17 protein-coding genes are annotated in these 18663 nt (G+C 72.8%); 6 read left to right on the plus strand and 11 right to left on the minus strand.

Annotated features, from left to right (window positions below; translation table 11 throughout):
- Positions 1–17: 17 nt before the first annotated feature.
- Positions 18–2492 (plus strand): beta-glucosidase, encoded by a 2475-nt coding sequence (locus tag ACZ4UB_RS09455; RefSeq protein WP_468069354.1) that lies wholly within the window; start codon positions 18–20, stop codon positions 2490–2492.
- Between the two features lie 106 nt (positions 2493–2598).
- Here the strand turns inward: ACZ4UB_RS09455 and ACZ4UB_RS09460 are convergent, their stop codons facing one another.
- Positions 2599–3498, minus strand: a complete 900-nt coding sequence (locus ACZ4UB_RS09460) for an SGNH/GDSL hydrolase family protein (RefSeq protein ID WP_468069355.1) — start codon at positions 3496–3498, stop codon at positions 2599–2601.
- 250 nt (positions 3499–3748) lie between these two features.
- Between ACZ4UB_RS09460 and ACZ4UB_RS09465 the strand changes: the two genes are divergently transcribed.
- Positions 3749–4243, plus strand: coding sequence for a DUF3145 domain-containing protein (locus ACZ4UB_RS09465; RefSeq protein WP_354381877.1), 495 nt, complete (start codon positions 3749–3751; stop codon positions 4241–4243).
- Between the two features lie 76 nt (positions 4244–4319).
- Here the strand turns inward: ACZ4UB_RS09465 and ACZ4UB_RS09470 are convergent, their stop codons facing one another.
- From ACZ4UB_RS09470 to ACZ4UB_RS09490, 5 genes are all read right to left on the minus strand, one after another.
- Positions 4320–5585: a beta-ketoacyl-[acyl-carrier-protein] synthase family protein gene (locus ACZ4UB_RS09470; protein ID WP_468069356.1), complete on the minus strand. Its 1266-nt coding sequence runs from the start codon at positions 5583–5585 to the stop codon at positions 4320–4322.
- Between the two features lie 79 nt (positions 5586–5664).
- Positions 5665–5916, minus strand: a complete 252-nt coding sequence (locus tag ACZ4UB_RS09475) for an acyl carrier protein (RefSeq protein WP_354381875.1) — start codon at positions 5914–5916, stop codon at positions 5665–5667.
- 60 nt (positions 5917–5976) lie between these two features.
- Positions 5977–6981 (minus strand): ketoacyl-ACP synthase III, encoded by a 1005-nt coding sequence (locus ACZ4UB_RS09480; protein WP_354381874.1) that lies wholly within the window; start codon positions 6979–6981, stop codon positions 5977–5979.
- Positions 6982–7000: 19 nt separating this feature from the next.
- Entirely contained in the window at positions 7001–7918 is a 918-nt protein-coding gene (locus ACZ4UB_RS09485; RefSeq protein ID WP_468069358.1) for an ACP S-malonyltransferase, read from the minus strand.
- A gap of 89 nt (positions 7919–8007) precedes the next feature.
- Complete coding sequence (locus tag ACZ4UB_RS09490) at positions 8008–9234, minus strand: PucR family transcriptional regulator (protein ID WP_467958306.1); 1227 nt, start codon at positions 9232–9234, stop codon at positions 8008–8010.
- Between the two features lie 95 nt (positions 9235–9329).
- On the opposite strand from ACZ4UB_RS09490, the gene ACZ4UB_RS09495 reads away from it, so the two are divergent.
- On the plus strand, positions 9330–10049 hold the full coding sequence (locus ACZ4UB_RS09495) for a pirin family protein (protein ID WP_468069359.1): 720 nt from the start codon (positions 9330–9332) through the stop codon (positions 10047–10049).
- 27 nt (positions 10050–10076) lie between these two features.
- On the opposite strand, the gene ACZ4UB_RS09500 is transcribed toward ACZ4UB_RS09495, so the two are convergent.
- Together ACZ4UB_RS09500 and ACZ4UB_RS09505 are read right to left on the minus strand one after the other, a co-directional pair.
- On the minus strand, positions 10077–11222 hold the full coding sequence (locus ACZ4UB_RS09500) for a peptidoglycan recognition protein family protein (protein ID WP_468069361.1): 1146 nt from the start codon (positions 11220–11222) through the stop codon (positions 10077–10079).
- A gap of 149 nt (positions 11223–11371) precedes the next feature.
- Positions 11372–12193 (minus strand): serine hydrolase domain-containing protein, encoded by an 822-nt coding sequence (locus ACZ4UB_RS09505; protein WP_468069658.1) that lies wholly within the window; start codon positions 12191–12193, stop codon positions 11372–11374.
- A 70-nt stretch (positions 12194–12263) separates the two neighbouring features.
- On the opposite strand from ACZ4UB_RS09505, the gene ACZ4UB_RS09510 reads away from it, so the two are divergent.
- Both ACZ4UB_RS09510 and ACZ4UB_RS09515 read left to right on the plus strand, forming a co-directional pair.
- The gene (locus ACZ4UB_RS09510) at positions 12264–12719 is read left to right on the plus strand and encodes a MerR family transcriptional regulator (RefSeq protein WP_468069363.1); all 456 of its coding nucleotides are present in this window, start codon (positions 12264–12266) and stop codon (positions 12717–12719) included.
- The gene (locus tag ACZ4UB_RS09515; RefSeq protein WP_468069364.1) at positions 12716–13789 is read left to right on the plus strand and encodes an aldo/keto reductase; all 1074 of its coding nucleotides are present in this window, start codon (positions 12716–12718) and stop codon (positions 13787–13789) included. Before ACZ4UB_RS09510 ends, ACZ4UB_RS09515 begins: the two co-directional genes overlap by 4 nt.
- 31 nt (positions 13790–13820) lie before the next feature.
- On the opposite strand, the gene ACZ4UB_RS09520 is transcribed toward ACZ4UB_RS09515, so the two are convergent.
- The 3 genes from ACZ4UB_RS09520 to ACZ4UB_RS09530 form a co-directional block, all read right to left on the minus strand.
- The gene (locus ACZ4UB_RS09520) at positions 13821–14681 is read right to left on the minus strand and encodes a DUF4429 domain-containing protein (RefSeq protein ID WP_468069366.1); all 861 of its coding nucleotides are present in this window, start codon (positions 14679–14681) and stop codon (positions 13821–13823) included.
- Positions 14682–14755: 74 nt separating this feature from the next.
- Entirely contained in the window at positions 14756–15895 is a 1140-nt protein-coding gene (locus ACZ4UB_RS09525) for an alpha/beta hydrolase (protein WP_468069660.1), read from the minus strand.
- 199 nt (positions 15896–16094) lie between these two features.
- Complete coding sequence (locus ACZ4UB_RS09530) at positions 16095–16790, minus strand: TetR family transcriptional regulator (protein ID WP_468069367.1); 696 nt, start codon at positions 16788–16790, stop codon at positions 16095–16097.
- A 140-nt stretch (positions 16791–16930) separates the two neighbouring features.
- Here ACZ4UB_RS09530 and ACZ4UB_RS09535 point away from each other — a divergent pair, with 140 nt between their 5' ends.
- A complete protein-coding gene (locus ACZ4UB_RS09535; protein WP_468069662.1) occupies positions 16931–18523 on the plus strand; it encodes an MFS transporter in 1593 nt (530 codons plus the stop codon).
- Positions 18524–18663 lie beyond the last annotated feature (140 nt).

Raw genomic sequence — 18663 nt, forward strand, 5'->3', positions numbered from 1 at the left:
CGACGAGGAGGCAGGCCGTGGCAGGCGAAGCCCTCAGCACCCCCCAGGAATCCCGAGCCGACCGGACCCGCGAGGACGCGGTGGAAGCCGCACTCGGCAAGCTCGATCTCGACACCAAGGCCCGGCTGCTCGCCGGCCAGGACATGTGGACGCTGCCCGCCCTCCCCGAGATCGGGCTGGGCTCCCTGGTCTTCTCCGACGGGCCGATCGGCGTCCGCGGCGTCCGCTGGACCGCGGACGACCCGTCCGTCGCGCTGCCCTCGCCGACCGCGCTCGCCGCCGCCTGGGACCCGGCGCTGGCCCGCCGGGCCGGCCGACTGCTCGCCCAGGAGGCCCGCCGCAAGGGCGTGCACGTCCTGCTCGCGCCCACCGTCAACCTGCACCGCTCCCCGCTGGGCGGGCGCCACTTCGAGTGCTACTCCGAGGACCCGTACCTGACCGGCGCCATCGGCACCGGCTACGTCCAGGGCGTCCAGGACGGCGGGGTCGGCACCACCGTCAAGCACTTCGTCGGCAACGACGCCGAGACGGACCGCTTCACCGTCGACAACGTCATCGCCCCGCGCCCGCTGCGCGAGCTGTACCTGGCGCCCTTCGAGGCCATCGTCACCAACGCCCACCCGTGGGGCATCATGACGGCCTACAACAAGGTCAACGGCAGCTTCATGTCCGAGCACCGCTACCTCGTCAACGAGGTGCTGCGCGGCGAGTGGGGCTTCGACGGCGCCAACGTCTCCGACTGGATGGCCGCCCGCTCCACCACCGGCGACATCCTCGGCGGTCTCGACGTCGCCATGCCCGGACCGCAGACCGTCTACGGCCCCCCGCTCGCCGCGGCCGTCCGGGCCGGGGAGGTCCCCGAGTCCGCCGTCGACGACGCGGTGCGCAACGTCCTGCGCCTCGCCGCCCGGGTCGGCCTGCTCGAAGGCGCCCCGGCCGTCGTCACCACGGCCCCGACCGCCGTCGACGGCCACGCCCTCGCCCGCGAACTGGCCGCCCGCGGCTTCGTCCTCGTACGCAACGAGAACGCCGCGTTGCCGCTGGCGACCGGGCAGCGCGCCCGGATCGCCCTGTCCGGAGCCGCCGCCCGCGACGCCCGGGTCCTCGGCGGCGGCAGCGCCACCGTCTTCCCCGAGCGGATCGTCTCCCCGCTCGTCGGCCTGACCGCGGCCCTCCCGCAGGGCGCGCTGACCTTCAGCGTCGGCGCCGACCCCAGCGAGGAGCCCACCCCCGCCGACGCCGGCTTCGAGCTGCGCGCGGTCTGCCGGGACGACTCCGGGACCGTCATCGGCGAGGGCAGCCTGCCGTCCGGCCAGGTCCAGTGGATCGGCGACGACCTGCCCGCCGGGGTGACGTACGAGACGATGGCCTCCATCGAGGTCACCGGCACCTTCGTCCCCCGCGAGAGCGGCGAGCACGCCTTCGGCACCCGGGGCCTCGGCGCCTTCGACCTCGCGGTCGACGGCGAGAGCGTCTGGGCGGGCGTCCAGCGCCCGGGCGGCGAGTCCGACCCCTTCGAGGCGTTCTTCGGCGCGCCCCGGGTGCGGGCCCGCGCCGTCCTCGCGGCGGGCGAACCGGTCGAGGTCTCGCTGACCTACCAGGTCCCGGACATGAGCGCGCTGCCGCTGCGCGCGATCATGTTCTCGCTGCTCCACCTCGGACCGCGGCGCGACGCGGACGAACTGATCGCCGAGGCCGTGGCCGCGGCGCGGGAGGCGGACACCGCCGTCGTGGTCGTCGCCACCACCGAGCGCGTCGAGTCCGAGGGCTTCGACCGCACGGACCTGGAGCTGCCCGGACGCCAGAACGACCTCGTGCGCGCCGTCGCCGCCGCCAACCCGAACACCGTGGTCGTCATCAACACGGGCTCCCCGGTCGAACTGCCCTGGCGGGACGAGGTGGCGGCGATCCTGCTGACCTGGTTCCCCGGGCAGGAGGGCGGGGCCGCGCTGGCCGACGTGCTCCTCGGCGAGCGCGAGCCCGGCGGGCGCCTGCCCACCACCTGGCCCGCCGCGTTCACGGACGCGCCGGTCACCGAAGTGGTCCCGCGGGAGGGGCGGCTGGAGTACCGCGAAGGGCTCCACATCGGCTACCGGGCCTACGAGAAGGCCGGCGCGAGCCCCGCCTTCTGCTTCGGGCACGGCCTCGGCTACACCGACTGGGCCTACGAGTCCCTGGAGGTGACCGCCGACGCGGCCCGGGTCCGGATCCGCAACACCGGTGCCCGCCGCGGCCGCGAGGTCGTCCAGGTCTACCTGGCGCCCGTGGGCGACCCGGTGGAACGCCCGGAGAGCTGGCTGGCGGGCTTCGCGAGCCTGGAGGCGGACGCCGGCGAGAGCGTCGAGGTCGAGATCGCGCTGCCCGCGCGGGCCTTCGAGATCTGGGACGAGGAGGCCGGGGCCTGGCGGCGCGTGGGCGGGACGTACGAGGTGCGCGCGAGCCGTTCCCACGCCGACGCGCGGCTGACCGCGACCCTCGAGGTCGGCGCCTGATCTCCACCGACGGCCGGCTGGCCGGAAATCACCCATGAACCGGACCGGGGGCGGGCCCTGACCCCCGCCCCCGGTCCACTTGTCCGACCATCGACCGGTCGGAGGATCAGATGGGCGGCTTGGCGGAGGTCACCTGGCGGTGCGCCAGCTCCGCCAGCCGGGCCTGGCCGTCCTTGCCCGGGTGGAACCAGTCCCAGTGGCTCAACTGCTCGGTCGTGAACGGGTACTGGAAGACGGCCCCGCCGTCGTAGCGACACAGCTCGTCCTTCGCGCAGACCTGCCGCAGCACCTCGTTGTACTCCACCACGCGCGCCCGCACCTTCTCGCGCCGCGCCGTCGCCGCGGGCGTCACCGACTCGGCGTCCGCCAGCATCGACTGACAGATCCCCAGCTTCCAGATCTGCCGGCCCATCGCGCTGCCCTTGCCCTGTTCCCACAGCCGCTGCAGGTCCGGCACGCTCGACACGTACACCTGGGTCGTGGGCGCGGCCGCGCGCAGCCCCGCCAGGGCCTTCTCGAAGCCCTCCCGGAAATCGGTGACCGAGGTCATCGACGAAGCCGTGGGCCGGCAGGCGTCGTTCGCCCCCACCATCACCGTGACCAGGTCGGGACGCTGCGCGGCCGCGGCCGTCAGCTGCCCGCCCAGGTCCGCCATCCGGGCCCCGGTGACCGCGTAGTTCCAACTGCGCTCGGGGGTCAGGGCCTCGCCGAGCAGTCGGGTCGCCAGCGAGTGCACCTCGGGATCGTTGCCGGTGGCCCACGAGACCTCGGGGCAGTCCGCCAGTACCGAACAGGCGTCGAACCCGCGGGTGATGGAGTCCCCGACGGCGGCGATCGACGCGGGAGCGGTGTTCCAGCGCGGCGCGGCCTGCGCCCCGCGCTCACCGCCCGCGGCGCCCCCGGGATCCTGGCAGCCCGCGGCGCCCAGGGTCAGCACGGCCGCCGCCGCGCCCGCGCGCAGAACGGACTTCCGACTGCGGCGGCGCGCGGAGGTGGTGGTGCGCATGGGTGAGGTCCCTCCCTCGTCGTCCGGCGTACCCCGGGGGCGTCCTGCTGAGTGAAAGCTGTGTGATTACGGGGCTCGGAGCGACCGTACGTCACACCACGACCCCCGGCGCACGGTAGCTTTTTCCCGTGGCGTTTCGGCCGCACGTCCCTTGCCGCAATGTCAGATCATTTCCGGTAAATTACATCACGTCACAATCTGTCCGTTTTCAGGAGTTTATTCCCGACCTCGTCCCACACTGGAGGTCCCGGTGACGACACGTGGAGTTCTGTACGTGCATTCCGCACCGCGCGCGCTCTGCCCGCACGTGGAATGGGCGGTCGCGGGCGTACTCGGAGTGCGGGTGAACCTCGACTGGATCAGGCAGCCCGCCTCCCCGGGCACATGGAGATCCGAGTTCTCCTGGCAGGCCGAACCGGGCACCGCCTCGAAGCTCGCCTCCGCGCTGCGCGGCTGGCACCTGCTGCGCTTCGAGGTGACCGCCGAACCCTGTTCCACCGCCGAGGGGGAGCGCTACAGCTCCACCCCCGAACTCGGCATCTTCCACGCCGTCACCGGCATGCACGGGGACATCCTCATCCCGGAGGACCGGCTGCGCGCCGCCCTCGCCCGGTCGGTCCTCGGCGAGAGCGACCTGGAGGCGGAGGTCGCCGCCCTCCTCGGGAAGGCCTGGGACGACGAACTGGAACCTTTCCGCTACGCGGGCGAGGGCGCTCCGGTGCGCTGGCTCCACCAGGTGGTCTGAGCCTCTTCCGCGGCAACACGCGAGAAGGCCCGCTCCGGGAATCCGGAGCGGGCCTTCTCGCGTACTACGTGCGGGATCAGACGGTACGGAAGGCGAGCGACACGTTGTGCCCGCCGAAGCCGAACGAGTTGTTGATCGCGGAGATCGGACCCTCCACGGGCAGCTTGCGCGGCTCGTCGCGGACGATGTCCGCCGTGATGTCGTCGTCCAGGTCGTCGACGTTGATCGTCGGCGGGGCGATGCGGTGGTACAGCGCCAGCACCGTCGCGACGGTCTCGACACCGCCCGCGCCGCCCAGCAGGTGACCCGTCATCGACTTGGTCGCCGAGATCGCGATGTGGTCGAGGTCGTCGCCCAGGACCTTGCGCAGGGCCTTCAACTCGGCCGTGTCACCCTGAGGGGTGGACGTGGCGTGCGCGTTCAGGTGGACCAGCTCGGCCGGGTCCAGACCGGTGTTGTCCAGCAGGTTGCGCAGCGCGGCCGCGACACCGCGACCGGTGGGCTCGGGCTGCGCGATGTGGTGGCTGTCCGCGGACAGACCCTGGCCCAGCACCTCGCAGTAGACCCGGGCGCCGCGCGCGGCGGCGTGCTCGGCGGACTCCAGGACCACCACGCCGGCGCCCTCGCCGAGGACGAAGCCGTCGCGGGCCTTGTCGTAGGGGCGGGAGGCCGTGGTGGGGTTCTCGTTGTTCTTGGACATCGCCATCATGTTGGCGAACGCGGCGATCGGCAGCGGGTGGATCGCCGCCTCGGTGCCGCCCGCGATGACCACGTCGGCGCGGCCGGTGCGGATCATCTCGACGGCGTAGCCGATGGCCTCGGCACCGGAGGCGCACGCGCTGACCGGGGTGTGCACACCGGCCTGGGCGTTGACCTCGAGGCCGACGTTGGCCGCCGGGCCGTTCGGCATGAGCATGGGGACCGTGTGCGGGGAGACCCGCCGCACGCCCTTCTCCTTCAGCACGTCGTACTGGTCGAGCAGGGTGGTGACGCCGCCGATGCCGGAGGCGATCACGGTGCCGAGGCGCACGGGATCGACCGAGGGGTCCTCACCGGCCGGGCCGGTGTAGCCCGCGTCGGCCCAGGCCTCGCGGCCCGCGATCAGCGCGAACTGCGCCGAGCGGTCGAGCTTGCGGGCGAGCGGGCGGGGCAGTACCTCGCCCGGGTCCACGGCGGCCAGAGCCGCGATGCGGACCGGGAGTTCGGCGAAGCGCTCGCCTTCGAGGGGCTTGACCCCGGAACGACCGGAAAGCAGACCTTCCCAGGTCGAAGCGCTGTCGCCACCCAGCGGAGTGGTTGCGCCGATACCGGTGACGACCACGGTGCGATTGGTCGGGCTCACAGGAATTCTTTCTCCACGTGTAAGAGGGTGCTGAATTGTCACGGCGCCACCGCCGGGTGGCGACAAACGCTCGTCAGGCTCAGGCAGCCTGGTGCTTGAGGATGTAGTCCGCGGCGTCGCCGACCGTCTTGAGGTTCTTGACGTCCTCGTCCGGGATCTTGACGTCGAAGCGCTCTTCGGCGGCGACGACGACCTCGACCATGGACAGCGAGTCGACGTCCAGGTCGTCGGTGAAGGACTTGCCGATCTCGACGTCCTCGACGGGGATACCGGCGATCTCGTTGACGATCTCCGCGAGACCCTCGACGATCTCTTCCTGCGTGGCGGCCATGTGGCGCTCCTTCTTAGATAGCTAACTCTGCTGGTACAGGTCGGGAAGGGATCCCGGGCCCTAGGGGAGGGTAACGACCGTGGCTGCGTAGACGAGGCCCGCCCCGAAGCCGATGACGAGCGCGGTGTCGCCGCTCTTCGCCGCCCCGGTCGCCAGGAGCCGCTCCATCGCGAGCGGGATCGAGGCGGCCGAGGTGTTGCCGGTGGTCTCGACGTCACGGGCGACCGTGACGTGTTCCGGCAGCTTCAGAGTCTTCACCATCGAGTCGATGATCCGCATGTTCGCCTGGTGCGGGATGAAGACGTCCAGGTCGTCGGCGGTGATCCCGGCCGCGTCGAGCGCCTGCTGGGCCACCTTGGCCATCTCGAAGACGGCCCAGCGGAAGACCGCCTGACCCTCCTGCGTGATGGCCGGGAACTTGCCGCCGCCGTCCTTGCCGAGCCACTCGTCCCACGGCACGGTCTGCTTGATGGTGTCGGACTTGTCGCCCTCCGAACCCCACACGGTGGGGCCGATGGCCGGCTCGTCCGAGGGGCCGATGACCACGGCGCCCGCTCCGTCACCGAAGAGGAAGGCCGTCGCGCGGTCCTCCAGGTCGGTCAGATCGGACAGCCGCTCGACACCGATGACCAGGACGTACTCCGCCGAACCCTCGACGACCAGGCCCTTGGCCAGGGTCAGTCCGTAGCCGAAACCGGCGCAGCCGGCGGAGATGTCGAACGCGGCGGGCTTGCCCGCGCCGATCCGGTGCGCGATCTCGGTCGCGACGGCCGGGGTCTGCTTGAAGTGCGAGACCGTCGAGACGATCACGGCGCCGATCTGCTCCGGCGAGACCCCGGCGTCGGCCAGCGCCTTGCCGGAGGCCTCGACCGACATCGCGGCGACGGTCTCCTGCGGCGAGGCCCAGTGCCGGGTCGCGATGCCGGAGCGCGAGCGGATCCACTCGTCGGACGAGTCGATCGTCTCCAGGATCACCTCGTTGGGGACGACCCGCGTGGGGCGGTAGCCGCCGACACCGAGGATGCGCGCGTACGGGGAACCCTTTGCAGGCTTGATCTTCGACATGCTGTGTGGGCTCCTTCTCTCAGACCGCGTGCTCGGCGATGAGCGCAGCGGCCTTCTCGAGATCGTCGGGCGTCTTCAGCGCCACGGTCGGTACGCCCTTGAGGGCGCGCTTGGCCAGCCCCGTCAGGGTGCCGCCCGGGCACAGCTCGATGATCCCGGTGACGCCTTGTGCGGCGAACGTCTCCATGCACAGGTCCCAGCGGACCGGGTTGGCGACCTGGCCGACGAGGCGGGCGACGACGTCGGCGCCCTTGGTGACGATCTGCCCGTCCTTGTTGGACACGTACGTCAGCACCGGGTCGGCCGGAACGAGGGCCTGGGCGGCCTTCTCCAGCGTGGCGACCGCGGGTGCCATGTGGTGCGTGTGGAAGGCGCCCGCGACCTTGAGGGCGACGACCTTCATGGTGCCTTCGGGCTTGTCGGCCACCAGGGCTTCGATCTGCTCCACGGTGCCGGCGGCCACGATCTGGCCCGCGCCGTTGACGTTGGCCGGGGTGAGGCCCATCGCGGTCAGGTGGGCGACGACCACGTCCGGGTCACCGCCGAGCACGGCGGCCATGCCGGTCTCGGTGACCGCGGCGGCCTCCGCCATGCCCAGCCCGCGGGTGCGGACGAAGGACAGCGCCTCCGCCTCGCTCAGCACACCGGCGTAGGCGGCGGCGGTGATCTCGCCGACGCTGTGACCGGCGACCGCGCCGAAGGCGGTCGGGGAGCCCAGCGCGGAAGCGGACAGCAGACCCGCCGCCACCAGCAGCGGCTGGGCCACGGCGGTGTCGCGGATCTCGTCCGCGTCGGCCTTCGTGCCGTAGTGGGCAAGGTCGAGCTCGATGGCGTCCGACCATGCGGCGACGCGGTCAGCGGCACCGGGGAGGTCGAGCCAGGAAGTCAGGAAGCCGGGCGTCTGAGCGCCTTGGCCGGGAGCGACGAGTACGAGCACCCTCACACTCTCTCTTGAGTTCGGCCTGCGCCGCCCGTGGGGACAGGGACGAAGAACCGTCGGGGTAATTGTTGATGTCCGACAAAAGTCTAGGACGGCTGTTCGCCGTCGGCCAGACGCCCCAGGATCAGGGCGATCCGCAGAGTGAACGCCGAGCGGACATCCGACGGCGACCAGCCGGTGACGTCGGTCACACGTCGGAGCCGGTACCGCACCGTATTCGGGTGCACGAACAGCATCCGGGCCGCCCCTTCGAGGCTGCTCGCCTGCTCCAGGTAGACGCTCAGCGTCTCCAGCAGGGCGGATCCGGCCTCTTCGAGCGGTCTGTAGATCTCCTCCACCAACTGCTCCCGCGCAGAAGGGTCCGAGGCGATCGCGCGCTCCGGAAGAAGATCATCCGCGAGGACCGGGCGCGGGGCGTCCTGCCACGCCGTGCACGCCTTCAGTCCGGCCGCGGCGGCCTGCGCCGACTTCGTCGCGTTGAGCAGGTCCGAGACCACCGGACCGGCCACCACCGCCCCCGCCGCGAACGGCCCGATCAGGGACTTCGCGACCTGCATCGGATTGTCGCTGCCGCCCGCGATCACGACCAGCCGGTCGCCGAGGACCCCGGTCAACACCTGGAGCTTGTGGTGCCGCGCGGCCCGCCGGATCGCCTCCACCGTCAGCTCGCTGTCCCCCTCCGGGGCGGTTCCCAGCACCACGCACACGTGGTCGGGGGAGCTCCAGCCGAGCGCCGCGGCACGCGAGAGCGCGCCCTCGTCCGCCTCGCCGGACAGCACCGCGTTGACCACGAGGGACTCCAGCCGGGCGTCCCAGGCGCCGCGCGCCTCGGCCGCCTGCGCGTACACCTGGGCGGTCGCGAAGGCGATCTCCCGGGCGTAGACCAGCAGCGCCTCGCGCAGGATCGACTCGTCGCCCGGGGCGGCCACCTCCTCGATGGCGGACTCCATGACCTCGATCGTCGTACGGACCATCTCGACGGTCTGGCGCAGGGTGATCGCCCTGGTCAGCTCGCGCGGGGCGGTCCCGAAGACGTCGGTGGAGATCGCCTGCGGCGTCTCCGGGTGCCGGAACCACTCGGTGAAGGCGGCGATGCCCGCCTGCGCGACCAGGCCGATCCACGAGCGGTTCTCCGGGGGCATCGCCCGGTACCACGACAGCGTCTCGTCCATGCGGGCGATCGCGTTCGCGGCGAGGCGCCCGGAGGACTTCTCCAGCCGCCGCAGGGTCGCCGCATGGGGATGGGCGGGATGCACCTGGTGGGCGGGATGCGTGGGATGCGCGGGGGGCTGCTCACGTTCGGGTTGGGGCACGGGACAAGACTGCCCTATCCGGACCCCGCCGCGGAGTGCCGGGTCGGCGGCCCGGCCCCGGGGCCAGGAGCGGCCGGGCCGCTACGGTGGCCCCCATGATGGAAGTACGACGCGGCGCGGACCGGTACCCGGGCGGGGACGAGCAGGCCGGGATCAGCACCCGGCACGCCTTTTCCTTCGGCCGTTCCTACGATCCGGACAACCTCGGCTTCGGCCCGGTCCGGGCCTGCAACGAGGAGTACCTCGCCCCCGGCGCGGGCTTCGAGGAGCACTCCCACCGGCACACCGAGATCGTCACCTGGGTCGCCGAGGGCGAGCTCACCCACCGGGACAGCACCGGGCACGCCACCGTGGTGCGAGCCGGGGACGTGCAGCGGCTCAGCGCGGGCGACGGCGTCCGCCACGTCGAACGCAACGACGCGCAGGTGCCGCTCCGCTTCGTCCAGATGTGGCTGGCCCCGACGAGCGCCTTCGACCCGGACGGCGCGGGCGACGGCGGGTCCGGCGACCCGGACGGGCAGGGGCCCGCGTACGAGATCGTCCGCGACCTCGCGGACGACGCGCCCTACGCGGTCCCCGCCGCCGGCGCGGTGCTCCGGGTGCGCAGGCCCGGCGCGGGCGAGCGGATCGCCGTACCGGCCGCGCCCCGGGTCTACCTGCACGTGGTCCGCGGGGACCTGCGGCTCGACGGCGCGGACGACGGCGCGCCCGGCGTGGAGCTGGGCCCCGGGGACTCGGTGCGGATCACCAAGGAGAGCGCTCTGGAGGTCGTCGCGGGCTCCCCGGGGGAGCTGCTCCTGTGGGAACTGCCGTAGGCCCGGTCGCCTAGGGATGCCTGCCGGTCAGCCGTGGTGACCGGCGAGGGAACCGATCAGCCCGTCGAGTGAACCGCCCAGCGGGTCCCCGGACGGGTCCGCGGCGCGGGAGCGGATCGCCGGGAGCCGGCGGTAGAGGGCGGTGCCCGGGCACTCGGTGGAGAACGCGTCGCGGTGGCCGGAGATCCGCTCGAAGCGGGCCTGGACGCCGCCCCGGAACTTGCCGTTGTCGAGCCCGGACGTCAGCGTGACGCTGCCCTGCGGGTCGTACCCGTACCGGCCCAGCTTCCAGGCGGCGAGCCGGGCCACCGCCGTCATCGCGGCGTCGGAGGGTTCCTGCGTGGAGTACTCGCCGATGACCGCGACGCCCATGGTGTCGGTGTTGAAGCCGAGGGTGTGCGCGCCGGTCACCGGCCGGTCGACGCCGCCGCGACGGCCCTCGAAGACGGTGCCGCACTTGTCGACGACGAAGTTGTAGCCGAGGTCCTTCCAGCCGTTCGTGCGCACGTGCAGGGTCTGCAGGCCGCGCATCAGGGCCGCCGAGTCGGTGCAGTCGTAGGCGTTGGTCTGCGCGGTGTGGTGCACGAAGACCGCCTTGACCTCCTGGCCGTACACGGGGTCGTTGCCCGGTTGTTCCCGCGCGCCCCAACCGGAACGGGACACCACGTCGGGGCGGGCGGCGGCGGGGGCGCCCGCCGGGTACGCGGCCGGTACGGCGTCCCCCGCGTCCCCCGCGGTCGGGTCGGTGGCCGCCGGGTCGGCGCCGGGGTCGACCAGGTCCAGTCGCAGTCCGGGGGGCAGCGCAGCGCCGTGGTCCGCGACCTGGACCTCGACCCCGGTGGAGGGCCCGGCCCACAGCGGCTCGGACACCCCGCGCGCGCCCTCGCCCCGCTCGGTGCCCAGCACGGTCCAGGGCGACCAGGCCCCGGTCCGCGCGGACTTCGTCCGGACCCGGATCTCTGCGTCGAGGGCCCGGTCGGGCTCGTCCCAGGAGACGGCGAGCATGCTGAAACCGGCGGTGTCCCCGTCCTCGAAGGAGGCGCCGGACCCGTTCGCCCGCAGGGGTTCGGTGCGCAGGGCGGCGCCCGGCACCCCCCGTACGGCGAGCAGTCCGACGATGCCGGTGGTGAGGGCGGCGGTGGCGGCCGTCACCACGATGCTGCGGGTGCGCACCCGGTTCTCCCCGAAGATCAACGGTGGATGGGAACCGGAATCTATCGACGCAACGGGGCCGGAACCGGGACGCGGGCCACGGCAATCGGGTCGGATGGGGGCATAGCCCCGGTGGTGTCACCCGTTCGACACCGCCGTCGAACGTCCTTTCAGCGGCGCCCGGCCAGCGCGGCGAGCACCCCGTCGGTGAAGGGCGGCCAGGCCTGGACCGCCCACGGCCCGAAGGGCCGGTCGGTCAGCGCCACGCAGGCGGCGCGGGCGTCCGGGTCCACCCAGAGGAAGGTGCCGGCCTGCCCGAAGTGGCCGAAGGTGCGCGGGGAGGAGCCGGCGCCCGTCCAGTGCGGGGACTTCCCGTCGCGGATCTCCAGGCCGAGGCCCCAGTCGTTGGGGGACTGGTGACCGTAGCCGGGCAGGACGCCCTTGAGGCCCGGGTGCACCACGGCGGTGGCCTCGGCGACCGTGCGGACGTCCAGCAGCCGGGGGGCCTGCAGCTCGGCGGCGAAGCGGACGAGGTCGGCGACCGTGGAGACGCCGTCCTTGGCGGGGGAGCCCTCCAGGGTGGTCGAGGTCATGCCCAGCGGTTCCAGCACCGCCTGGCGCAGGTACTCGGCGAAGGGGATGCCGGTGGCCTTGGTGATGTGGTCGCCGAGCACCTCGAAGCCGGCGTTGGAGTACAGTCGCCGCTCCCCGGCCGGGGCCATCGCGCGGTGCTCGTCGAAGGCGAGGCCGCTGGTGTGCGCGAGCAGGTGGCGCACGGTCGACCCCTCGGGGCCGGCCGGTTCGTCCAGCTCGATCGCCCCCTCCTCGTACGCGACGAGCGCGGCGTAGGCGGCGAGCGGCTTGGTGACGGAGGCCAGCGCGAAGCGGTGGTCGACCGGCCCGTGGGCACCGGCGAGGGTCCCGTCGGCGCGTACGACGGCCGCCGCGGCGGTCGGTACCGGCCAGGTGTCGATGATCCGCAGGCTCTCCATGATCTCCGTGCTCTCCATGGGGCCGAGCCTACTTGCTTGGAGTGCACTCAAGGGTTTTAGCGTGGTGGTCATGAGCCTGACGCAGCCGCAGACGCGGTACACGATCAGCGAGGTCGAGGCCCGGACCGGACTGACCCAGCACACCTTGCGCTGGTACGAGCGGATCGGGCTGATGCCGCACGTGGACCGCTCGCACGCGGGCCAGCGCCGGTTCAGCGACAAGGACCTCGACTGGCTCGGCTTCGTGGGCAAGCTGCGCGCCACCGGGATGTCGGTGGCGGACATGGTCCGCTACGCGGAACTGGTCCGCGAGGGGCAGCACACCTTCCGGGAGCGGCGGGAACTGCTGGAGCGGACGCGGCGGGAGGTGCGGGCGCGGATCGACGAGCTGACGGACGCGCTGGCCGTACTGGACTACAAGATCGGCTTCTACGCGGATACCGCGGACACCGCAGACACCGCGGACACCGCGGAGATCGCGGACATCGGGCACGCGAACAAGGGACAGGGGAAGGCGCAGTCATGACGAACACCACCGGCAACACCTCGGGCACTCCGAGCACTCCGAGCACCTCGAACACTCCGACCGACCGGATCGCACAGGTCGAACTGGGCAAGGGCGGCCCGCTGGTCGGCGTGCAGGGGCTCGGCTGCATGGGCATCAGCGAGTTCTACGGCGACACCGACGAGGCGGCGGCCCGCGACACCCTGGGCGCCGCCCTGGAGGCCGGGATCACCCTCTTCGACACCGCCGACGTCTACGGCCGGGGGACCAACGAGGAGTTCCTCGCGCCGTTCGTCGCCGCGCACCGGGGCGAGATCACCCTGGCCACGAAGTTCGCGATCGAGCGGACCGACGACCCGCAGTACCGGGGCGTGCGCAACGACGCGGCGTACGTCCGCCAGGCCGTCGAGGGCAGCCTGCGCCGGCTCGGCGTGGACGTCATCGACCTCTACTACATGCACCGGCGCGACCCGCGGGTGCCGTTCGCGGAGTCCGTCGGCGCGATGGCGGAGCTGGTGGCCGAGGGCAAGGTCCGCCACCTGGGCCTGAGCGAGGTCACCGGCGCCGAGCTGCGCGAAGCGCACGCGGTGCACCCGATCGCCGCGCTCCAGTCGGAGTGGTCCCTGTTCAGCCGGGACGTGGAGCGCAGCGCGGTGGCCGCGGCGGCGGAGCTGGGCGTGGCCTTCGTGCCCTACTCCCCGCTCGGGCGCGGTTTCCTGACCGGGGCGTTCGCGGACGCCGGTGCGGAGCTGTCGGAGGGCGACTTCCGGCGCTACCAGCCGCGGTTCACCGGGGACAACGCGCGGACCAACGCCGCGCTGCTGGAGCCGGTGCGCCAGGTCGCGGCGGCGCACGGGGCCACCCCGGCGCAGGTCGCGCTGGCCTGGGTGCACCAGCGGGCATCGGTCCACGGCCTGACGGTCGTCCCGATCCCGGGCACCCGCAAGCGCGGACGCCTCGTCGAGAACGCGGCGGCCACCCGGATCGTCTTGACGGAGGCCGAGCTGGCCCTGCTGGAGCCGATCGCCTCCCGCGTCGCGGGCGACCGCTACCCGGACATGACCTCGACCTCGGCGGCCCGCGAGTCCTGAGGGCCGGGGCCGGGGCCGGCGCCGCGGCGGCCTACGCCTCCGACGCGTACCGGTCGCGCAGGGCCCCGTACTCGGCGTCCGTCAGCAGTCCCGCCCCGTGCAGTTCGCCGAGGTGGCGCATCCGGTCCGGCTCCGGCGGGGCCGGGGCCGTCAGCGGTCCGGCCGCCACCGGCGTCCGGCTGCGCACTGCCGCCAGCACCGCGGCCGCGAACGGCAGCGATTCGTGCACGGCCCCGTAGCCCAGGGAGAAGAGCACGGTCGCCGGGTCGTGCTCCGGCGCCCGCTCCTCCGCGTCGTCCTCGCGCGATCTGAGCCGGAGGTACCCGCCGGGATTCTCCGGCGTGCGCCACTCGACCCCGGTCAGCGCGGCCAGCGGGTAATGCTGGTCGCCCGACTTCCACTTGGTGCTGGAGGCGCCGGTGCGCGACCAGCGCAGGCTCACCCCGCTCTCGTCGAGGGTCGCCCGGGCGTCGTACCCCTTGAGGTGGAGCGGCGGCTTCGGTGCCTCGACCAGGAAGCGCGGGGCCGGCTCGGCGGGGTCCGGGCCCAGCCGGGCGCGCAGCCCGTCGGCCAGCGCGGTGGCCAGCGGCGCCCGGTCGGCGGGCAGCACCAGCCGGTAGGGGTCGCAGAGGTCCTTCAGCTGTCCCGCCGCGGCGTCCATCAGCGGATCGGCCCCGGGCCGCGGGACGGCACGCAGGACCACCGTGTCCCGCTTCCCCGCGGTCACGGTCACGCTCACCTCGGACAACGCCTCGTGGGGAATGCGGCGCTGACCCAGCGCATGCCAGAGCCGCGGCATGCGCAGTGCGGACATCCCCCGTTCGAAGCGGATGAGCACCGAGTCCGAGTCGAACTCCCAGACGGCATGGTTTCCGGCCAGTACGTCACCCATGCGGCTCATCGTAAAGGGCGGCGGGCCTGTGCGTCCCCTGACTGTGGGGGTCGTTTTCCAGCCGTCTACGTGCTTCAGCCCGCTTCTGTGCCGGAAATTCCCCGCCGGCAGGAGTCGTCCCCGCTCGCGCACACCGCGGAAGCGTACGAACCGGTTCCGATTCGCGCGAAGTTCTCCAATGAGCCGGTACCCGGCTCGAAATAGCCGGTGTGGCTCTTGGCCCCGGCCGCCGAGAGCCGGCGCGCGCCGAAGGCGGCCGAGACCGGATCGGCCCCGTGCCCCACCCCGCCGAGCTCCAGGTGCGGCACGTCCGCGATCCAGTCCCCGGCGTCCCGCATCGCCCACACGCGCGCCGAGGTGTGCAGCTCGGCCGCGTTCTGCACGCGCATGCCGGGGCTGCCCGAGACCACCACGTCGCTCACCCGGCGCGGCAGGTCGGGGGCGGCGACCCCGCAGACCACCGAGCCGTAGCTGTGGCAGAACAGCGTCACCGGCGCCGCGCCGGGCAGCGCCGCGGTCAGCGATTCCAGTCGTACGGCGCCCTGCGCGGCCAGCCGGCCGGTGGCCGCGTCCACGCCGAGCCCGTCGGGGCTGACGTAACCGGCCCAGGCGATGACCGCGGTCCGGGTGTCCGGAGCGGTCGTGCGCTCGGCCTCGTAGAGCGATTCGGCCATGCCGACGGGAGCGCTGTAGCGGCGCTGGGAGCGCTCGAAGGTGATCAGGTCGGTGTCGACGCCCGGCACGACGACCGAGACGCGCTGCGCCCGGTCCAGGTCGCCGAAGACCTCGGCCACCAGGCCCTCGCCGGTCGGGTCGAAGACGAGGATCTGCCGCGAGGGGTCGGCCAGGGACTCCAGGCGGTGCAGCCGCCGCATCGCCTCGTCCCGGTCGGCCGGGGTCAACGCCACGTCCTGGGAGCGGACCTCCTCGGTCCGGCTCGCCTGCGCGAGGGAGCGCCGGTTGGCCCGGAAGCGGGTCTGGGCGGGTACCCCGTCGAGGTTGCCGACGACCAGGGGATAGGTGTCGGCGAGCCGGCCCCGCTCCGCGCCGTCGAGTTCGGAGAAGAAGCGCGCGACGGTCCGTACGGGGGCGTCGGCGGGCGGTACCGGGCGGCCGCCGATCCGGGCGCCGGCCCAGGCGGCCAGGGCCGTTCTGCGGACGGAGACGTTCTCCTCGGGCCGGTGCACGGCCGTCCAGCCGGTCGTCGCCAGCATGACGAAGACCACCGCGAGCGCGAGCAGGGCGTGCACCGTGCCGGGGCTGGTCGAGGTGGCGGGGGAGGCGGGGCCGTGCAGGCCGGAGAGGTTCACTGGGAGACAGCCTAGGAGACCTTTCCGGCCTGCGGGACGCCGGGTGACAGGGGTCACGGGCCTTCGGGCACGGCCGTCACCGAGGGGTTCCGGACCGTCTCGTTCAGGTACGAATCGGGCGCCAATCGGTGGCGAGGGCGGGGCCGATCTGGTCGAGGTAGTCCTCCGTCATCCGGCGGATCGCGGCGACGCTCGTGTCCTCGCCCTGGCCCCAGAGCCGCCCGGTCACCCGCATCACCCCGGAGAACGCCGCCACCACGACCCGGGGTCGAGGGTCGGCGTCCAGGTCGAGGCCCTCGCGCGCCGCGATCAGCCGGGCGGTGCGCTCCTCCAGCTCGGCGGAGCGGCGCAGGTGGACCGCGAGCAGCGCGGGCGTGGACTCGATGAGCTGGTAGGCCCGCATGTGCAGGTCGACCGGGACCACCTCGCCGACGGCCTCCTCGATGGTGTCCCAGGCGGTGAGCACCGCGGCCCGCAGGGCCACCAGCGGTCCCTCGGAGGCCGGCCGGGCGGCGAGGGCGGCCACGAAGTGGGACTCCACCAGGTCCTGGACGGCGAAGGCGACCTCCTCCTTGCTGGCGAAGTACCGGAAGAAGGTGCGCTGGGAGACCTCGACGGCTTCGGTGATCTCGTCGACGGTCGTCTCCTCGTAGCCCCGCGTGGTGAAGAGCGTGAGGGAGGCGCGCAGCAGGGCGTCGCGGGTGCGGCGCTTCTTGCGTTCGCGCAGGCCGGCGGGGGCGGGCGGCGGCGTGTGGGGCGCGGGGCGCGCCGTCGGTGCGCCGGTCCGCTGGTCGGTCATCACCGCGGGGGTCCTCTTCGTCGGGCTACGGGTCGGGGTGGGCGGTCAGGGTACCTGTGACCGACGTGACAGTGACTGTCTTGTTGGGCCGTCTGTGAAGTGTCAGTCGCTGTCACTATCCTGTCCGCATGACTCGTCAGATCAGCCTCGACAAGCAGCTGCCCGACCAGGGCGCCGCGGCGGGAAGGCCCTCAGGTCTGCGCGGCCACCCCTGGCTGACCCTCTTCGCCGTCGCGCTCGGCGTCATGATGGTCACCCTCGACGGCACGATCGTCGCGGTCGCCAACCCCGCCATCACCGATGAGCTCCACGCCAGCCTCGCCCAGGTGCAGTGGATCACCAACGGCTACCTGCTCGCCCTCGCGGTCTCCCTGATCACCGCGGGCAAGCTCGGCGACCGCTTCGGCCACCGTCAGACCTTCCTCATAGGCATCGCCGGATTCGCCGCGTCCTCCGCCGCGATCGGCCTCTCCTCCAGCGTCGAGTTCGTCATCGGCTTCCGCGTCGCGCAGGGCGTCTTCGGCGCCCTGCTGATGCCCGCCGCGCTCGGCCTGCTGCGCGCCACCTTCCCCGCCGAGAAGCTCAACATGGCCATCGGCATCTGGAGCATGGTCATCGGCGCCTCGACCGCCGGCGGCCCCATCGTCGGCGGGCTGCTCGTCGAGCACGTCAACTGGCAGTCCGTCTTCTTCATCAACGTGCCCGTCGGCATCCTCGCCCTCGGGTTCGGCCTGTTCATCCTGCTCGACCACCGCGCCGAGAACGCCCCCCGGTCCTTCGACGTGGTGGGCATCCTGCTGCTGTCCGCGGCGATGTTCTCGCTGATCTGGTCCCTGATCAAGGCCTCCGAGTGGGGCTGGGGCGACAGCAAGACGCTGCTCTTCCTTGCCGGGTCCCTCATCTGCTTCGGGCTCTTCGCCTTCTGGGAGACCCGGGTCGCCGAGCCGCTGGTCCCGCTCGGCATGTTCCGCTCGCTGCCGCTCTCCGCGGGCGTCGTGCTCATGGTCCTGATGGCCTTCGCCTTCATGGGCGGGCTCTTCTTCGTCACCTTCTACCTGCAGAACGTGCACGGCATGAGCCCCGTGGACAGCGGCCTGCACCTGCTGCCGCTCACCGGCATGATGATCGTCGGATCGCCCCTGGCGGGCCTCGCGATCACCAAGATCGGCCCGCGCCTCCCGCTGATCGCGGGCATGGTCGCCACCGCCGTGGCCTGCTTCGGGATGTCCCGCCTCACCCCGGACACCGGCACCGTCACGATGTCCGTCTGGTTCGGCCTCATGGGCCTGGGCCTCGCCCCGGTCATGGTCGGCGCCACCGAGGTCATCGTCGGCAACGCCCCGCTGGAGATCTCCGGGGTCGCCGGCGGGCTCCAGCAGGCCGCCATGCAGGTCGGCGGCAGCCTCGGCACCGCCGTGCTCGGCGCCGTCATGGCGAACGAGGTGTCCTCCTCCTTCGCCGACAAGTGGAGCGCGGCGCGGCTGCCACCGCTCACCCCCGAACAGGCCGAGCAGGCCGCGGGCGCCGTCACGGTGGGCGCGGCGCCGGTCCCCGAAGGGGCCCCCGAGGCCCTCGCACGGGCCATCACGGCGGTGGCCCATGACACCTTCGTGTCAGGCATGCACACCGCCTTCGTCGTCGCCGGCTGCGTCGCCGTGGTCGCCGCCGTGGTCGCGGGCTTCACCAGGCGCGGGGAGAACGCGGCCGCCGGCGCGGGCGCGGCCCACATCTGACCCACGCTCCACCCGCCGCGCAGGCGTCAACTACGCGGCCCGCGCAGCCCCGCCGGACCCGTCCGGCGGGGCTGTCGCCTATCCGGGTGGACCGGCCCGAGGGGTCTTCCGCCCGACCGTCTTCGCAGGTCAGCGTGGTG

The organism is Streptomyces sp. NPDC028419, from assembly GCF_055565515.1.